The organism is Pseudomonas sp. R11-23-07 (assembly GCF_003852295.1).
In the GTDB taxonomy this organism is placed as follows: domain Bacteria; phylum Pseudomonadota; class Gammaproteobacteria; order Pseudomonadales; family Pseudomonadaceae; genus Aquipseudomonas.
Map to the genome: position 1 here is coordinate 339,594 of NZ_CP027761.1, position 16,957 is coordinate 356,550.

Annotated in this window: 15 protein-coding genes and 1 pseudogene; 6 read left to right on the top strand and 10 right to left on the bottom strand. The window is 55.8% G+C overall.

Annotated features, from left to right (window positions below; all coding sequences use genetic code 11):
- Nucleotides 1-133: 133 nt before the first annotated feature.
- Together C4J84_RS01380 and C4J84_RS01385 are read right to left on the bottom strand one after the other, a co-directional pair.
- The gene (locus C4J84_RS01380; RefSeq protein ID WP_124434802.1) at nucleotides 134-517 is read right to left on the bottom strand and encodes a PaaI family thioesterase; all 384 of its coding nucleotides are present in this window, start codon (nucleotides 515-517) and stop codon (nucleotides 134-136) included.
- Complete coding sequence (locus C4J84_RS01385) at nucleotides 517-2,841, bottom strand: Tex family protein (RefSeq protein ID WP_124434803.1); 2,325 nt, start codon at nucleotides 2,839-2,841, stop codon at nucleotides 517-519. The genes C4J84_RS01380 and C4J84_RS01385 overlap by 1 nt, the downstream gene beginning before the upstream one ends.
- 355 nt (nucleotides 2,842-3,196) lie before the next feature.
- On the opposite strand from C4J84_RS01385, the gene ompR reads away from it, so the two are divergent.
- The gene (ompR, locus tag C4J84_RS01390; protein ID WP_003236035.1) at nucleotides 3,197-3,937 is read left to right on the top strand and encodes a two-component system response regulator OmpR; all 741 of its coding nucleotides are present in this window, start codon (nucleotides 3,197-3,199) and stop codon (nucleotides 3,935-3,937) included.
- A gap of 116 nt (nucleotides 3,938-4,053) precedes the next feature.
- Entirely contained in the window at nucleotides 4,054-5,367 is a 1,314-nt protein-coding gene (locus tag C4J84_RS01395; RefSeq protein WP_124360795.1) for an ATP-binding protein, read from the top strand.
- Between the two features lie 140 nt (nucleotides 5,368-5,507).
- Here the strand turns inward: C4J84_RS01395 and rimK are convergent, their stop codons facing one another.
- The 3 genes from rimK to C4J84_RS01410 are packed head-to-tail and all read right to left on the bottom strand — an operon-like array spanning nucleotide 5,508 to nucleotide 7,684.
- Nucleotides 5,508-6,413, bottom strand: coding sequence for a 30S ribosomal protein S6--L-glutamate ligase (gene rimK / locus C4J84_RS01400; RefSeq protein WP_057725432.1), 906 nt, complete (start codon nucleotides 6,411-6,413; stop codon nucleotides 5,508-5,510).
- Nucleotides 6,410-6,859 (bottom strand): ATP-dependent zinc protease, encoded by a 450-nt coding sequence (locus C4J84_RS01405; RefSeq protein ID WP_372238202.1) that lies wholly within the window; start codon nucleotides 6,857-6,859, stop codon nucleotides 6,410-6,412. Before C4J84_RS01405 ends, rimK begins: the two co-directional genes overlap by 4 nt.
- Before the next feature lie 45 nt (nucleotides 6,860-6,904).
- Nucleotides 6,905-7,684 (bottom strand): EAL domain-containing protein, encoded by a 780-nt coding sequence (locus C4J84_RS01410; protein WP_124434804.1) that lies wholly within the window; start codon nucleotides 7,682-7,684, stop codon nucleotides 6,905-6,907.
- Between the two features lie 116 nt (nucleotides 7,685-7,800).
- Here C4J84_RS01410 and C4J84_RS01415 point away from each other — a divergent pair, with 116 nt between their 5' ends.
- Nucleotides 7,801-8,208, top strand: coding sequence for an RNA-binding S4 domain-containing protein (locus C4J84_RS01415; protein ID WP_124434805.1), 408 nt, complete (start codon nucleotides 7,801-7,803; stop codon nucleotides 8,206-8,208).
- A gap of 136 nt (nucleotides 8,209-8,344) precedes the next feature.
- Here C4J84_RS01415 and C4J84_RS01420 read toward each other — a convergent pair whose 3' ends face one another.
- Entirely contained in the window at nucleotides 8,345-9,148 is an 804-nt protein-coding gene (locus tag C4J84_RS01420) for a phosphatase PAP2 family protein (RefSeq protein WP_124434806.1), read from the bottom strand.
- Nucleotides 9,149-9,272: 124 nt separating this feature from the next.
- Between C4J84_RS01420 and hslO the strand changes: the two genes are divergently transcribed.
- Together hslO and C4J84_RS01430 are read left to right on the top strand one after the other, a co-directional pair.
- Nucleotides 9,273-10,175, top strand: a complete 903-nt coding sequence (gene hslO, locus C4J84_RS01425) for an Hsp33 family molecular chaperone HslO (protein ID WP_124434807.1) — start codon at nucleotides 9,273-9,275, stop codon at nucleotides 10,173-10,175.
- Between the two features lie 179 nt (nucleotides 10,176-10,354).
- Nucleotides 10,355-11,896 carry a phosphoenolpyruvate carboxykinase gene (locus C4J84_RS01430; protein WP_124434808.1) on the top strand — a complete coding sequence of 514 codons (1,542 nt, stop codon included), beginning with the start codon at nucleotides 10,355-10,357 and terminating at the stop codon, nucleotides 11,894-11,896.
- Nucleotides 11,897-11,939: 43 nt separating this feature from the next.
- Here C4J84_RS01430 and C4J84_RS01435 read toward each other — a convergent pair whose 3' ends face one another.
- On the bottom strand, nucleotides 11,940-13,490 hold the full coding sequence (locus tag C4J84_RS01435) for a hypothetical protein (RefSeq protein ID WP_124365433.1): 1,551 nt from the start codon (nucleotides 13,488-13,490) through the stop codon (nucleotides 11,940-11,942).
- A complete protein-coding gene (locus C4J84_RS01440; protein WP_124434809.1) occupies nucleotides 13,491-14,552 on the bottom strand; it encodes a hypothetical protein in 1,062 nt (353 codons plus the stop codon).
- Between the two features lie 314 nt (nucleotides 14,553-14,866).
- On the opposite strand from C4J84_RS01440, the pseudogene C4J84_RS01445 reads away from it, so the two are divergent.
- Nucleotides 14,867-15,118, top strand: a pseudogene (locus C4J84_RS01445) (phosphoenolpyruvate carboxykinase (ATP)); the annotation flags it as partial.
- 57 nt (nucleotides 15,119-15,175) lie between these two features.
- Here C4J84_RS01445 and C4J84_RS01450 read toward each other — a convergent pair.
- Together C4J84_RS01450 and C4J84_RS01455 are read right to left on the bottom strand one after the other, a co-directional pair.
- Nucleotides 15,176-16,039 (bottom strand): DMT family transporter, encoded by an 864-nt coding sequence (locus C4J84_RS01450; RefSeq protein WP_256681375.1) that lies wholly within the window; start codon nucleotides 16,037-16,039, stop codon nucleotides 15,176-15,178.
- A gap of 333 nt (nucleotides 16,040-16,372) precedes the next feature.
- Nucleotides 16,373-16,693: a DUF1493 family protein gene (locus C4J84_RS01455; RefSeq protein WP_256681376.1), complete on the bottom strand. Its 321-nt coding sequence runs from the start codon at nucleotides 16,691-16,693 to the stop codon at nucleotides 16,373-16,375.
- Nucleotides 16,694-16,957: the final 264 nt, after the last annotated feature.

The window sequence follows — 16,957 nt, forward strand, 5'->3', positions numbered from 1 at the left end:
TCGCCTGGTTCTGAGTCGATTTGACCCGCTCTGAATATGCCGACTTCACTCCATGAATTGGGCTACAGCGCAGCGAGAAAATTCCGACGCTGTTGTCACAGCGCCGAAATTAACTCAAATCATGGGCGGGGAGCTATAGGACAGCGAACGTGCCCTGTGCTTTTGCGACAAGTCTGTCGCCCTGGTACACGTCGGCTTCGACTACTAATGTGCGCCTGCCGGCGTGGATCACCCGGCTGGTGCACAGTACGTCACCGTCTTCCACGGCGCGGATATAGTTGATTTTGCACTCGATGGTCGCGCTCTGCTGGTCGAACCCATGGGCGCTGGAGCAAGCCAGGCCCATGGTGATGTCCACCAGGCTGAAAATCGCGCCACCATGCAGCTTGCCGCCGCGATTGCGCAAATGCGGCGCCAGGCTCAGGGCCACCTCGGCAACGCCCTCATCCAGGCGCTGCAGGCGGCAGCCGATCAGTTCGCTGAACGCGCTCTGGGTCAAACCGGCCGGGATATTCATCAGCGCTTCTTCAACTGCTTGGCGTTGGCGAACAGCGAGGCCATGGCGTTGTTGCTCGGTGCGGCTGTCGCGGGTTCCTTGCGCGGCGCGGTGTTCTGCGACGAGCGCGGGGCCGAGCCAGGACGAGCACCACGGGCGCCGTCGATTTTCTCGCCGGGGGTGTCGCTCATGCGCATCGACAGACCAACGCGTTTACGTGGGATGTCGACTTCCATCACCTTGACCTTGACCACATCACCGGCTTTCACCGCTTCGCGGGGATCCTTGATGAACTTCTCTGAAAGCGCGGAGATATGCACCAAACCGTCCTGATGCACGCCGATATCCACGAACGCGCCAAAGTTGGTCACGTTGGTCACCACACCTTCGAGGATCATGCCCAGTTGCAGGTCCTTGAGGTCTTCGACACCGTCCTGGAACTCGGCGGTCTTGAATTCGGGGCGGGGGTCGCGGCCGGGTTTTTCCAGCTCTTGCAGGATGTCGGTGATGGTCGGCACGCCGAAGGTTTCGTCGGTGTACTTCTTCGGGTCCAGACGCTTGAGGAACGCGGCGTCGCCGATCAGCGAGCGGATGTCACGGTCGGTTTCGGCGGCGATTCGCTGCACCAGCGGATAGGCTTCCGGGTGGACCGCAGAGGCATCCAGCGGGTTATCGCCGTTCATTACGCGTAGGAAACCGGCGGCTTGCTCGAAGGTTTTCTCACCCAGGCGCGCGACTTTTTTCAGCGCGGCGCGGGTTTTGAAGGCGCCATTCTCGTCGCGGTGGGTGACGATATTCTGCGCCAGGGTAGCGTTGAGGCCAGAAATACGGGCGAGCAGCGCCACGGAAGCGGTGTTCACGTCCACACCCACGGCGTTTACGCAGTCTTCCACTACCGCATCCAGGCCACGCGCCAGCTTGAGCTGCGACACGTCATGTTGGTATTGGCCGACACCGATGGATTTAGGGTCGATCTTCACCAGCTCGGCCAACGGGTCCTGCAGGCGACGGGCAATCGACACGGCGCCGCGGATCGACACATCGAGGTCCGGGAATTCCTTGGACGCCAGTTCCGAGGCCGAGTACACCGAAGCGCCTGCCTCGGAGACCATGACCTTGGTCATCTTCATGGCCGGGTATTTTTTGATCAGTTCGGCGGCCAACTTATCGGTTTCGCGGCTGGCGGTGCCGTTGCCGATGGCGATCAGGTCCACGGCGTGCTTGGCGCACAGGGCGGCCAGGATGGCGAGGGTCTGGTCCCACTTGTTGTGCGGTACGTGCGGGTAGACGGTGGCGTGGTCGAGCAGCTTGCCGGTGGCGTCGACCACCGCGACCTTGCAGCCGGTGCGCAGGCCCGGGTCCAGGCCCAGGGTGGCGCGTGGGCCCGCCGGAGCGGCCAGCAGCAGGTCATGCAGGTTGTGGGCGAATACGTTGATCGCCTCGGTTTCGGCGCCGTCGCGCAGCTCGCCGAGCAGGTCGGTTTCCAGGTGGGTATAGAGCTTGACCTTCCAGGTCCAGCGCACGACCTCACTGAGCCACTTGTCCGCAGGACGATTCTGATTCTGAATGCCGAATTGTTGACCGATCATGCCCTCGCACGGGTGCATGGTGCCCGGCAGCTCGTCGCCGACTTTCAGCGCGGAGCTGAGAATGCCCTCGTTACGTCCACGGAAAATCGCCAGGGCGCGGTGGGACGGCATGCTCTTGAGGGGCTCGTCGTGTTCGAAGTAATCGCGGAACTTGGCGCCTTCTTCCTCTTTGCCGGCGATGACGCGGGCGCTGAGGATGGCTTCCTGTTTCAGGTAGGTACGCAGTTTTTCCAGCAGGCTGGCGTTTTCCGCGAAGCGCTCCATCAGGATGTACTTGGCGCCTTCCAGGGCAGCCTTGATATCGGCGACGCCTTTCTGCGCGTCGACAAAGCGCGCGGCTTCGGTTTCCGGGGTCAGCGACGGGTCGTTGAACAGGCCGTCGGCCAGGTCGCCCAGGCCCGCTTCCAAGGCGATCTGGCCCTTTGTGCGACGTTTCTGTTTATACGGCAGGTAAAGGTCTTCGAGGCGGGTCTTGGTGTCGGCGAGCTTGATGTCGCGTTCCAATTGCGGGGTCAACTTGCCCTGTTCCTCGATGCTGGCAAGGATGCTGATACGCCGCTCGTCGAGTTCTCGCAGGTAACGCAGGCGTTCTTCCAGGTGCCGCAGCTGGATGTCGTCAAGGCTGCCGGTCACTTCTTTTCGGTAACGGGCGATGAAAGGCACCGTGGAGCCTTCATCCAGTAGCGCGACGGCCGCTTCGACCTGTTGTGGGCGTACACCGAGTTCCTCGGCGATGCGGCTGTTGATGCTGTCCATAAAACCACCTGAAATTCTGAAAAGCAGCTCGCAGGCCCGGAAAACAAGGCTTTGCGAGGCTGGTTGAGCGGCCCGACTGGCGCCGCTGCCTGGGTCAAGAGGCAGTCTGTTGACCCTCGAAATCGAAAAAACACGACAAGCGGGTAAAAAAAGCCTGGCAGTAAACGGTAACGATCTGACGTTGCCCTGCACGAAGGCGCCGCATTATAACCAGCGTTCTGCCCTTGGGGGCTACTGCGCCAGTGGTCGTAGAGCGCGGCTTGGCTGGCAGTAGAGGAAAAATCTGCTAACAATGCACACGGTGCGTATAACGGCAGCTAGGCCATAATGCGCGCCGAGATAAGAGGAGCATCTAATGAGCAGCACTGCACAAACTGCTGAAGGCGAAAAAATTCTCATCGTTGACGACGATCCGGGGCTGAGCAGCCTGCTGGAGCGTTTTTTCAACTCCAAAGGCTACCGGGCGCGCGCGGTGCCGAACACCGAGCAGATGGACCGCCTGTTGGGGCGCGAAGTGTTCAATTTGGTCGTGCTCGACCTGATGCTGCCCGGCGAAGACGGCCTGACCGCCTGCAAGCGTCTGCGCGGTGCGAACAACCAGATCCCGATCATCATGCTCACTGCCAAGGGTGATGAGCTGAGCCGCATCAAGGGTCTTGAACTGGGCGCTGATGACTACCTGGCCAAGCCGTTCAACCCGGACGAGCTGATGGCGCGGGTCAAGGCCGTATTGCGCCGCCAGGCCCCGTCGGTACCGGGTGCGCCGGGCAGCGAAGACGAAAGCGTGACCTTTGGCGACTACGAGTTGTCCCTGGCGACCCGCGAGCTTAAGCGTGGCGACGAAGTGCACATGCTCACTACCGGCGAATTCGCGGTGCTCAAGGCCCTGGTGATGAACGCTCGCCAGCCGCTGACCCGCGACAAGCTGATGAACCTGGCCCGTGGCCGAGAATGGGACGCCCTGGAGCGGTCCATCGACGTGCAGATCTCCCGACTGCGCCGGATGATCGAGCCGGACCCTTCCAAGCCGCGGTATATCCAGACGGTGTGGGGTGTGGGTTATGTGTTTGTGCCGGATGGCACCGCAACCAAGTGACCGATGATTTGCAGGGGCGGGCATCCGGCGTTTGATTCCATGAGGATCGACGGGGTGTCCGGCGTCTGCAATTCTGCGAGCGCCGCTCGTTCCTGCAAGGTGTCTAGCTGTCTCCTATGAAAACCCCGCTGTGGTTCCCGCAAAGTTTCTTCTCCCGCACCCTTTGGCTGGTGCTGATCGTCGTTCTGTTTTCGAAGGCACTCACACTGGTTTATCTCTTGATGAACGAGGACGTGCTGGTGGATCGACAGTACAGCCACGGCGTCGCCTTGACGTTGCGCGCCTACTGGGCTGTAGATCCCGAGAACCGTGAAAAGGTAGCCAAGGCCTCAACCCTGATCCGGGTTGATGGGGCCGGCGTGCCTGAGGGCGAACAGCATTGGCCCTACAGTGAGATCTACCAGCGCCAGATGCAGGCGGAGCTGGGCGACGACACCGAGGTGCGGCTGCGCATGCATGTGTCGCCTGCGCTGTGGGTGAGGGCGCCCAGCCTGGGAGATGCCTGGATCAAGGTACCGCTGTATCCGCACCCGTTGCGCGGGCAGAAAATCTGGAACGTATTGGGCTGGTTCCTCGCCATTGGCTTGCTTTCAACCGCGTCCGCGTGGATTTTCGTGCGCCAGCTCAATCAACCGCTCAAACGCCTGGTGTTCGCGGCCCGCCAATTGGGCCAGGGGCGCAGCGTGCGGCTGCCAGTCAGCGATACGCCCAGTGAGATGACCGAGGTGTACGGCGCGTTCAACCAGATGGCGGAGGATGTCGAGCAGGCCGGGCGCGAGCGCGAGCTGATGCTGGCGGGCGTGTCCCATGACCTGCGCACGCCGTTGACGCGACTGCGCTTGTCTCTGGAGTTGATGGGCAACCATACCGACCTCACCGATGACATGGTGCGCGACATCGAGGACATGGATGCGATTCTGGACCAGTTCCTGGCATTCATCCGTGATGGGCGCGACGAGGTAGTGGAGGAGGTTGACCTGACCGATCTGGTACGTGAAGTGGTCGCACCCTACAACCAGAGCGGTGAGCAGGTGCGCCTGCGCCTGGAACCGATTCAGCCGTTTGCGTTGCGCAGGGTGTCGATGAAGCGCCTGCTGAACAACCTGATCGGCAATGCCTTGCATCACGCCGGTTCGGATGTGGAAGTGGCGGCGTACGTGTCTGGCGACAGCGCTGCGCCCTATGTGGTGCTGAGCGTGATGGACCGCGGCACCGGTATCGACCCGGCGGAACTGGAGGCTATCTTCAACCCGTTCACCCGTGGCGACCGCGCTCGTGGCGGTAAAGGTACCGGCTTGGGCTTGGCGATTGTGCGGCGGATTGCGTCGATGCATGGCGGCAATGTCGAATTGCGCAACCGCGAAGAAGGCGGGCTGGAGGCACGGGTGCGCCTGCCGCTTGGGTTGATGTTGCCCCGGGATGCGGTCTAACAGACAACATGAATCAAATGTGGGAGGGGACTTGCTCCCGATAGCAGAATGTCAGTCAATGCAGATGTAACTGACCCACCGCTATCGGGAGCAAGCCCCCTCCCACATTTGAGCTGATGTTGTGTCAGGAGCAGAGCTTTTCAGCCCTTTCCCTTGGTCCGGGTCATGTTCGGCCCGCCATTTTTTTCCAGATGCTCAATGATGATCCCCGCCACATTTTTGCCCGTGGTGGTCTCGATCCCTTCCAGGCCCGGCGATGAGTTCACCTCCATGACCAACGGGCCATGATTGGAGCGCAGGATATCCACGCCCGCCACGGCCAACCCCATGACCTTGGCCGCACGCAGCGCAGTCATGCGCTCCTCCGGGGTGATCTTGATCAGGCTCGCGCTGCCGCCACGGTGCAGGTTGGAGCGGAACTCACCCGGCTTGGCCTGGCGCTTCATGGCGGCAATCACCTTGTCGCCCACCACGAAGCAGCGGATGTCCGCACCGCCCGCTTCCTTGATGTACTCCTGCACCATGATGTTCTGCTTGAGGCCCATGAACGCCTCGATCACCGATTCCGCCGCCGTTGCGGTTTCGCACAGCACCACGCCGATGCCCTGGGTGCCTTCCAGCACCTTGATCACGAGCGGCGCGCCATTGACCATTTCGATCAGGTCGGGGATGTCATCCGGGGAGTGGGCAAAGCCGGTGACCGGCAGACCGATCCCCCGGCGCGACAGCAGCTGCAGCGAGCGCAACTTGTCCCGCGAGCGCGCGATGGCCACGGATTCATTCAGCGGGAAGACCCCCATCATTTCAAACTGGCGCAGCACCGCGCAGCCATAGAACGTCACCGAGGCGCCGATGCGCGGGATCACCGCGTCAAAGCCTTCCAGCGGCTTGCCACGGTAATGGATCTGCGGCTTGTGGCTGGCAATGTTCATATAGGCGCGCAACGTGTCGATCACCACCATTTCATGGCCGCGTTCAGTGCCGGCCTCGACCAAGCGGCGGGTGGAATACAGACGCGGATTTCGCGACAGCACAGCAATCTTCATGCAGCACCTGGGGCTGAAATAGTAGAGACCGGGAACACCGGCTTGTCTTGAACGTACTTGACGCCCGGGCTGACCACCAACTGGCCGTCAATCAGCGCCTTGGAGCCCAGCAACAGGCGATAACGCATGGCTTTGCGGCAAGCCAGGGTGAATTCCACCCGCCACACCCGATCGCCCAACGCCAGGGTGGTGCTGATCACGTAGCGCACCTGCGCATGGCCGTTGGAGCTCTTGATGGTTTTCATCGTTACCAGGGGCGCTTCGCAGCGGCGGTGACGCAGTTGCACCACGCTGCCCAGGTGGGCGGTAAAACGCACCCATTTCTCGCCATCACGCTCGAACGGCTCGATTTCAGTGGCGTGCAGGCTCGAGGTACTGGCGCCGGTGTCGATCTTGGCGCGCAGGCCAGCCACTCCCAGGTCGGGAAGCGCCACCCACTCTCGCAGACCCACAACGGTCAAATGGTCAAATGTCTTCAATATGGGTACCGGTCAATGTGCCCAGGCGTCAGGCGAAACCTTGGCCAGGGCATTGAATGCGGGCTTGGCGAACCAGTAGCCCTGCATTAGAAATATTCCACAGTCGGAGAGGAAGTCCCGCTCGCCGGCACTTTCGATGCCTTCGGCGATGACAGTAACCCCCAACTGCTCACAGATTGTGACAATCCCCCGGACGATCACCTGACGGACACGGTCTTGGTCGACATCGCGAATCAGCGCCATGTCGAGTTTGATCAGGTCCGGCTGGAAATCGGCCAGCAGATTCAGCCCCGAATAGCCCGCGCCGAAATCATCGATGGCGGTCTTGAAGCCGAATTCGCGGTATTCACGCAGAATATTCGTCAAATGGCGATTGTTATCTACATGCTCGCTTTCCAGTGTCTCGAAAATCAGGCGGTCCAGCGGAAAATTGTGCGCGCGGGCGGCCTCCAGGGTGCTGCGGATACACAGTTCCGGACGGTATACGGCATTGGGCATGAAATTGATGGAAAGGTGAGTCTGCATGCCCAGGGCGGCAGCGCCGGCAATTGCCTGGGTGCGGCAGCGCTGGTCAAAGCGGTAGCGATTGGTTTCGTTGATATGCGCCAGCACCGATAACGCGCCCTCACCCTGGATGCCGCGCACCAAGGCTTCATTGGCAAATATCGAATGGTCGCGCAGGTCTACGATAGGCTGGTAGGCGAAAGCAAAATCGAACCCCAGAGGCTCGCTTTGCTGGCAACCCACGCACCGCTGGTTGGGCGAGGTGAGTGAAACGGGAAAATCGGTCACAGCGTGTCCTCGCGAAAACAGAGTGCTACCTGGCGTATCTTAGGTGAGCCTCAGGGTTAATGCGTCGAAGCGTTTCAACGGTAAGGTTGCGACATTTTTCAGAGCGAGGAATTCAAGTGGCTCAAAAACAGGAAGAGGAAGAAAAGGTCCGCCTGGACAAGTGGCTGTGGGCCGCGCGTTTCTACAAAACCCGTGCCCTGGCCAAGGCCGCTATCGAGAGCGGCAAGGTGCACCATCGCGGCGAGCGCTGCAAGCCGGGGAAGGAGCCGCGTATCGGTGACGAGTTTCAGATTCGTACAGGGTTCGATGAAAAGACTGTCGTGGTTCAGGCGCTTTCCGCCGTGCGCCGGGGTGCGCCAGAAGCGCAGACGCTGTATGTGGAGACCGAAGCCAGCATTGCCAAGCGCGAGAACGCTGCGGCCATGCGCAAGGCGGGAGCTTCGGGTTTGACCACCGATGGCAAGCCGAGCAAAAAGCAACGCCGTGACTTGTTCAAGTTTCGCGGCAGTGGCAATGATGATTGATTACACCAATCTCCAACCCAAAGGAGATCAAAATGTGGGAGGGGGCTTGCTCCCGATTGCGGTAAGTCAGCTACCTATAAGCTGACTGATCCACTGCTATCGGGAGCAAGCCCCCTCCCACATTTGGCCGGCGGTGTTAACGGGCTGCGCGTATCACACTCAATCGCCCGATCACCGGCAATTTGCCAAGCAACCCGAAAACCGGCGCTGTCATCCGCAACAGGAACCCCGACACCTTCGCTGCAAACGGCGTGTAGTAACCCCAACCCAATGCCAACAGCGCCAGCAAAACCCCGCCGATGTAATCGTCCTGGCCCCAGTGCGCGCCTGCTACCAGCCGCGGCATCATGAACAGCAGCGCCAGGCCCCAGATCGCCAGCACCTGGCCGCTGCGTTTTGCGAACACGGTCATGAACATCGCCCAGATCAACAACACCGAAGCATGATCGCCGGGAAAGCTCTGGCTCGATCGGTCTTTCAGTTCCCAGGTTTTCTCCAGCCCAGGGAAAAAATCACTCATCTGCACTGCGCCGCCGATCACCATCGACGGGCTGCTGTGCTGCCATCCCATCTGCGCCGCGAGTTTGGAAAACAGCATGCGGATAAACAGCAACAACAAAAGAATGCTGAGGAAGCCAAAGAACGCTTGGCGCACCTGCACGGCCTTGAACACCCAATCGCCGCGTATCAGCAGCGCCAACAGAATTACCCCGACGACCGCATCAAATGGCCGCAGGCTCGCCACGGCCCACACATGCAACCAAGTGGAGTTGCTCGCCAGCGGACCATTGAGCAGATGAAACAGCCACTCGTCGAAAACCACACACAGCATCTGCCCCGTGGGCCACAGCCAAAAACACAGCAGCGCGATAGCGAGTAGATTGCAAAGAGCCCATCGCCGGAGGTTCCAGTTCGCTTGGAACAAACCCGGATTGTTCATAAACTGTCCCTCATCGTCCTATTAAGCTCCTTGTTTTCAGGAGAATCCGCACCAATATGGTGCTAAAGCGTTTAATTTTATAAACGTTGTAATCATTTTGTCATCACTTCAGATACCCAGACCTATGACTGATCTACCGGATACCGACTTCACCCAACGCTTTATCTTTGACGAGAACGACGCCCGCGGCGAATTGGTTTCGTTGGAGCTCAGCTATGCCGAAGTCCTTGCCAAACACGCGTATCCGGAGCCGGTCGCGCAGTTGCTCGGTGAGTTGATGGCAGCGGCTTCGCTGCTGGTGGGCACGATGAAATTCGATGGCTTGCTGATCCTGCAGGCGCGTTCCGAAGGTCCGATCCCGATGCTGATGATCGAGTGTTCCAGCGAGCGCGAGATTCGTGGCCTGGCCCGTTATGACGTCGACCGGATTACACCGGATGCCACCTTTTCCGAGCTGATGGCCGATGGCGTGCTGGCGATCACCGTTGACCCCACCGAGGGCCAGCGCTACCAGGGCATCGTGGACCTCGACGGCGAGACCTTGGCGGACTGCTTTACCAACTATTTCGTAATGTCTCAGCAAGTCGGCACCAAGTTCTGGCTCAACGCCGACGGCAAGCGCGCTCGCGGCCTGTTGTTGCAGCAATTGCCGGCTGACCGGATCAAGGATGAGGATGATCGCGCTGAAAGCTGGCGGCATATCATCGCCCTAGCCGACACGTTGAAGGCCGAAGAGCTGCTGGGCCTGGACAACGAAACCATCCTGCACCGCCTTTACCACGAAGAGGCCGTGCGCCTGTTCGACGAACAGTCCCTGCGCTTCAATTGCAGCTGCTCCCGCGAGCGCTCGGCCAATGCCTTGGTCAGCCTGGGCCTGGAAGATGCGCAGAATCTGGTGGTGGAGCACGGTGGCCATATCGAGATCGACTGCCAGTTCTGCAACGAGCGTTATCTGTTCGATGCTGCCGATGTCGCCCAATTATTCGCCGGCGCAGGCATCGACACCCCTTCCGACACCCGCCACTAAAACGTTTAAGCACAGGTAAATCACCTGTCAAATGCCGGATTAGAGGCGTTCTGACGGGAGGGCCCTACTCTTTTTGGGCTTTTCTGGCATAATCCGGCCCACTTTTTTCGCGGTAGTAGTGCGCAACTTTCTACTACAAAACGTTTGGAGCACTCGGCCATAGGCCGACGGGGAACCTCATGACGCAAGCCAATAACGCCGTATACACCGATCTGAGTGTTGACGATCTGGTCAAAGAAGCCCTGAAGCGCGGTGAAGGCGTGCTTGCCGATACTGGCGCGCTGGTCGTAGAAACCGGTCACCGCACCGGTCGTTCGCCGGTCGATCGTTTCATCGTTGAAGAACCGACCACCCAGGCCGCAATCGCCTGGGGCCCGATCAACCGCAAGTTCCCGGCCGACAAGTTCGATGCCCTATGGGCTCGCGTCGAGGCCTTCAACAATGCGCAAGAGCATTTCGTTTCCCACGTTCACGTAGGGGCTGCCGAAGACCACTACCTGGCCGTGAAAATGACCACCCAGACAGCCTGGCAGAACCTGTTCGGTCGCTGCCTGTTCATCAACCCGGCGCAGTACAACCCGGCCGGTCGTGAAGAGTGGCAAGTGCTCAACGTCGCCAACTTCGAGTGCGTGCCAGAGCGTGACGGCACCAACTCCGACGGTTGCGTGATCCTCAACTTCGCCCAGAAAAAAGTGCTGATCGCCGGCATGCGTTACGCCGGTGAAATGAAAAAAGCCATGTTCTCGGTGCAAAACTTCCTGCTGCCGGCCGCCGACGTGCTGCCGATGCACTGCGCCGCCAACATCGGTGAAGCAGGCGATGTGACCCTGTTCTTCGGCCTGTCCGGCACCGGCAAGACTACCCTGTCCGCCGACGAAAGCCGTTACCTGATCGGTGACGACGAACACGGTTGGGGCGAAGGCGTGGTGTTCAACATCGAAGGCGGTTGCTATGCCAAGTGCATCGACCTGTCCGAGCAGAACGAGCCGGTTATCTGGAAGGCCATCAAGCACGGCGCCGTGCTGGAAAACGTCGTCATCGACGAAGCCGGACATGCCGACTACGCCGATGTCAGCCTGACCCAGAACAGCCGCGCCGCCTACCCGCTGGAACACGTTGCCAAGCGTTCCGAGAAGAACCTGGGCGGCGAGCCCAACGCGGTGATTTTCCTGACCTGCGACCTCACCGGCGTGCTGCCGCCCGTGTCGATCCTCAGCGAAGAACAAGCGGCCTACCACTTCCTGTCCGGCTACACCGCACTGGTGGGCTCGACCGAAATGGGTTCGGGCAGCGGCATCAAGTCGACTTTCTCCACTTGCTTCGGCGCACCGTTCTTCCCGCGCCCGGCCGGTGAATACGCTGAGCTGCTGATCAAGCGCATCCGCGGCTTCGGCTCCAAGGTCTACCTGGTCAACACCGGCTGGACCGGCGGCGGCTACGGCGTCGGCAAACGCTTCAACATCCCGACCACGCGCGGCGTGATCGCAGCAATCCAGAGCGGCGCGTTGATCGGTGCCGAAACCGAACACCTCGACACCATCAACCTCGACGTGCCATTGGCCGTACCGGGCGTCGAGACCGGCCTGCTGAACCCACGTAACACCTGGGCTGACAAGGCTGCCTACGATGAAGCGGCGAAGGCGTTGGCCGGGTTGTTCATCGAGAACTTCAAGAAGTTTGAAGTGAGCGATGCGATTAAGGCTGCTGGGCCTAAGTTGTAAGTAATTAATCGTAAATTACTAAACCGCCTCCAGGGGCGGTTTTTTATGTAGATAGAAGATTGGTTTTAGGCAGAATAGTTTTTTTGCTTTGGTCTTTAGCCGGTGGCGGAGTAACTAAATCATTTTTAGGGCTGGACTTTTCAATGTCAGATTTTGAGATACCAACTCCAATTGAAAATACCAGAAAAAATGACACAATGGTCAACACCCATAGCACTGTGTATTTTCTGATTCTTTCTCCTGTGTGAATATCTACACTAAAGATTACAGGATCAATGCTTGAATTTAATTCTTCCTCACTTAAAATGTTTTTGTAATTCGACAGAATTGAATTTTTCGTCTGTTTCGTTATATAAACGATCCTGTCTTGTGTATCTTTTCTGGAAAAATATAACCAGAAAGTAGACGCCACACAGATAAAAATAGAAATTAAAAAGTACTCTTTGGAAAATATTTTCTCAGAACCCGCATCTTTTAGTCCGTTAATTACTACGACTGAGACTATAAATGAGATAAAGGCAACTGTGCTATTTTGAAACGAGCTTATAAAGCCGTCGGTCGAGTCTAAGGCCCGCTTATTGAACTCAGATATAAATTCTAAAAGTTTTCCTTTTAATTCAAGATATTGAGTTACATTTTCCTTTAAGTATATTTCATAATTTGATTGGATTGTATGCCAGGTATTAATTGTTAAGTTGAGTTTTCCGTCTTGACTGTTAAGGGTGAAGATATTTCGCACCAACCCTAGTTTGTCAGTGGAGGGACCGTCTGAGAAGACCCACGAGTAAATCTTAAATACAATTTTATTGTTTTCTTTAAGGCCCTCCGGTTGCTGAGCTACTGTACTAAAAGAGCGGTAGCCATTGAATTTAAATTGAATTTCTCCGCGCGTATTAACTTCTGTACTGTTAGATAAATATGCAAGAGCATAAATAAGTTTTGAATTTTGGAAAAATTTTATTAGTTTAGATGATGTATTTTCTTGCATTGAGAAGTCGAAATCGGCCGCCGTAAAATTGTAGGGCAATCCTATTAATGTGGTTCCTTCTTTGAAGGATGCTATTTTTTTATTACGTTTTTGCTGCATTTGTGCTTCAATTTTGCTTATGTTTTCGCCATGCCTTATGAATTTTATTGTCTTGCTTCCAAAGTTATTTATTTCTTCAAAAACTTCGAATATAAGTTGCTCTCTCATATTCCTGCTGAGGAGCTCTATAGATTTTAGTATGCTTTGGGACGAAAGGAAGTCTGCAAAAAGTTTTAAGTTGTAAATCGAATAGGTTTGTTCGATGAAATTTTTATTGATTTTTAGTTCTAATGTTAAGGTTGTGTTGTCTCCGTTGTACTCGTTGTAGTGAATCTCTAGTTTATTTAGTTCACTTGGTGTGCAAGAAGTTATTGTTTTATCCGATCCATCCAATTCAATTGTAAATTCAAAATTATCCCTAACTGATATTTTCTCTAGCTGAGATACTAGGTTTTTAATGTCTAGCCAAGAATGTAGCTCAAAGCTGGCGTCAAGCGTGTATCTAGAAAGTACATCTTGGGCTTCGAATGTTTTGGATTTATTCTTGAGATCGGAGAAATTCAACATCTACAGTTCTCGTTCTTTTCTTTTGAATTGTTTGGCAAGTTTTGATTCAATGACCACGAGCTCTCGTCCATCGGACGTGATCTCGGACCAGACTTTTTCGGATAAATTACTGATTCCTTCTCGGATTGAAAGAGAAATCTCGGTGGTGAGTTTGTAATTTGTATTTCGGAAAGGTACGGCTGAGGGCACTAATTCAAAAACAGTATCGAAGCCTTTGTTTTTTGGTAGGTCTTTAAGCTTTATAATAAGTTTTTGTTTTGCTTCTTCGAATTCGTTGTTGTCTGACTTATAATTAGATATTGTTGCGTCAACAAATTTAAAGTAGTCCATTGAGCCTTCCTGCTTGAAGGCTGCAACCGTCGCGTTTCTAAGTATTGTGTAGTCTTGAGGGAACTCTTTCTTTAGCGTGGCGAGCTTAGTTATCGTTTCCGTGCATGCCGTAGTTGTGTTGAAAGTATCTGTATTTCTTTCCCTCAACTCAAGAAACTCTGCCCACCAATATTTAGTCAGGCCGGATTTTGAGTCATAGATGTTGATGCATGTAGGGGACTTTTTATCATCGAAGTCAACCTTGAATGCTTTGTATACTTTCTCCGTTAGGCTGAGCCCCTTTCTTTTCTTGAAGTCTATATCATCTAAAATTACTAAATGGTCGACTTTTACGCCAAGATAACGCAAATTACCATTTTCTTTGTAGATAAATTGTAGAAAGCTGCCAGTTTTCACGTGCGCGCCGTCATTTTTTCCGAGATGCTTATATTGCTCATTGGTTTTTATTTCTTGGTCTAGCAACTTCTGAGCTAAATGCTCACCAGCAAAGTTGACACTTAAGTCTGCGCTTTCCGATACTGTTCTTATTGAGAGTTTGAAGGCACTTTCCGGCTCGCTAAAATCAAAAATTCGTTTTTGCTCTTTATTGTTGATTTCTACTAAGAGCGTTTCGAGATAAACTTCGAGATCTTGGTTTTTAAGATCTCCAGCGATTTGCTCTTTTGTTTTGTTCAGAATGTCTACATGGAAAAAGCAAGTACTAATAACGCTGTTTCTATCAAGAATTGCCATAGGAACCTCTTTTGAATGATTTCTAGCTGAGTAATTTTTATTTTTTGAAAATTTTGTCGGCGCGTGTTTATCAACCGCTTATGGGCCTTGAGTACGGATACCCTCATATTTGTTTGAATTCAATATCGAACTTCCATTTTCTCAGACCCCATCCTTGAGTTTTACCGTTTTATTCGCTGCGCTGGCGATCGGATCTATTTCAGAGACTAAACTGGAATGGCATCATTTTGCTAGCATTAAGTGATGCGAGTGACGTCGCTTTGGATACTCTATAAACGCTATTGGCTTAGTGAAAATTGATTGTGTAGGCGCTCAACATCCCGACCACGCGTGGCGTGATCGCAGCGATCCAAAGCGGCGCGTTGATCGGTGCCGAAACCACCATCAACCCCGACGTGCCATTGGCCGTACCGGGCGTCGAGACCGGCCTGTTGAACCCACGTAACACCTGGACCGACAAGGCTGCCTACGATGAAGCGGCGAAGGCGTTGGCTGGGTTGTTCATCGAGAACTTCAAGAAGTTTGAAGTTCTCGATGCGATCAAGGCTGCAGGGCCTAAGTTGTAAGACTCGTTTGTTGTGAAAAAGCCGCCTCTTGTGGGCGGCTTTTTTGTGCGCGAAAGATCAGTCGGCGATGTGCAAAACCACTGCTCCGAGCAGTACCAGCACAACCCCCAGCACCTGCACCGCCGTCAGCCGCTCCTTGAAAAACACAAACCCCAGGATCGCTGCAATCCCACCTGACAGCGTACTGATCACCGTCACCACCGAAACCGACCCTGCCATCGCCCCCCACGAAAACGCCGAGAAGCCACCGAGGTTCATCACGCTCGCTCCGGTCAATGTCGCGCAGTTTTTCAGCGGCGGGATTTTCAAGCCGTCCTTGATCTTCAGCACCATCATCACCATTACGCACCCCCCAACCAGGTAACCCAGCCACAGCATGGTGATGGGTCCCAGCGCTGGCAGCGTATAGCGGCCTTGCAGCCAGAAACTGGTGCCGTACAGCAGCGCGGCGAGCATGGCGTAGGCGATGGACAGGCGCGGTTTGTTGTGAGGTACGCCGTTGTCCTTATGGAGGCTGGAAAGGATCACGCCGATGACGCACAGGCCGATACAGCCGAGTTGGATCAGGCTGATCTGCTCGCCGCTGGCCCAGGACAGCAAGGTGGTGACTACGCCGTATGAGGTCACGAGTGGCGCAACGATGGCGGCTTTGCCCAGGGCGAAGGCCTTGGACAGTGCGAGGGCGCCGGACACGGTGAGCAGCGCGGCCGCGATACCCAGGAGCCAGACGCTCAAGGGCGCATTGAGGGATTTGAAAAAGAAGGCAGGAAAACTGACCAGCAGCAGGGTCATGATCAAAAAACCGAGGGCTTGGCCGAAATACACCGCGCGTTTAACACCAACGGCCCGGGCGTTGAGGCCCACCAGAAAGTCCGTGCCGCCCCAGAGCAGGGCGGCCAGCAGGCCCATCGTTACGTCCATGTAAGGTCCTTGTTATGTATCGCTCGGCAGATTTGCGCAAAGCTAATGTGGGAGGGGGCTTGCCCTAATGCCAGTCAGTTAAGGACGAACACTGTACCTGTGGCGAGGGAGCTTGCTCCCGCTGGGCCGCGAAGCGGCCCCAAAGATGGGACTGCTGCGCAGTCCAGCGGGAGCAAGCTCCCTCGCCGCAGGTTACTTTTTACCCTTTCTACTTCTTAACTGACTGGCATTAGGGCTTGCCCCCGATTGCGGTTTAACAGTCAAAAATTTGCTGGCTGACACACTGCTATCGGGGGCAAGCCCCTCCCACATTTGAACCTCAGCGCTCTCAGTTCAGCTCAGGTTTTCCAGCGTTTGCGTGTCCCAGCTGTGGGTCTTGATCGCCAGGTAGAGCATACCAATGGTCAGCGGGACTTTGTCGCTATGCCCCTTGGCCCGGCGCTTGAGAAACACGTCAAACACCGGTGGGTTGAAGTAACGATAAGTGTCGTAGTCGCCCAAGTCGAGGGCGAACTCCTGCTCCAGTGCTTCCATCAGTTGCTTGGCCTCGCTGCCGTCACAGCCCAGGTCGAAATTGAGTGAGGTTTGCAGATGGATGGTCTTGTGTTTCGGCAGGCCGATTTCTTCGTGCAGCAGTTGCAGGAGTTGCTGCATGACGGGGTCTTTGGGGAAGTTGGGGGCGAGGTTCATGGTAGGGACACGCAGGAGTGGGTGAGGGGGACGGTTGCGTTGGTGGCGATACTTGTTTTGGCTTTTTAACAAAATGACGCCTGTTACAAAAGCGATGACCGGCAGGCTCTCTATTTGTGTCTCCCTTATCCAAGAGGTGACGCAGAATAAGATTGTCGGACCGCTCACCACGAGTATGAGCCCAAAACCCTTTCTGAATACGGGCCGCTTGATTGTTTTGTCGGCTAA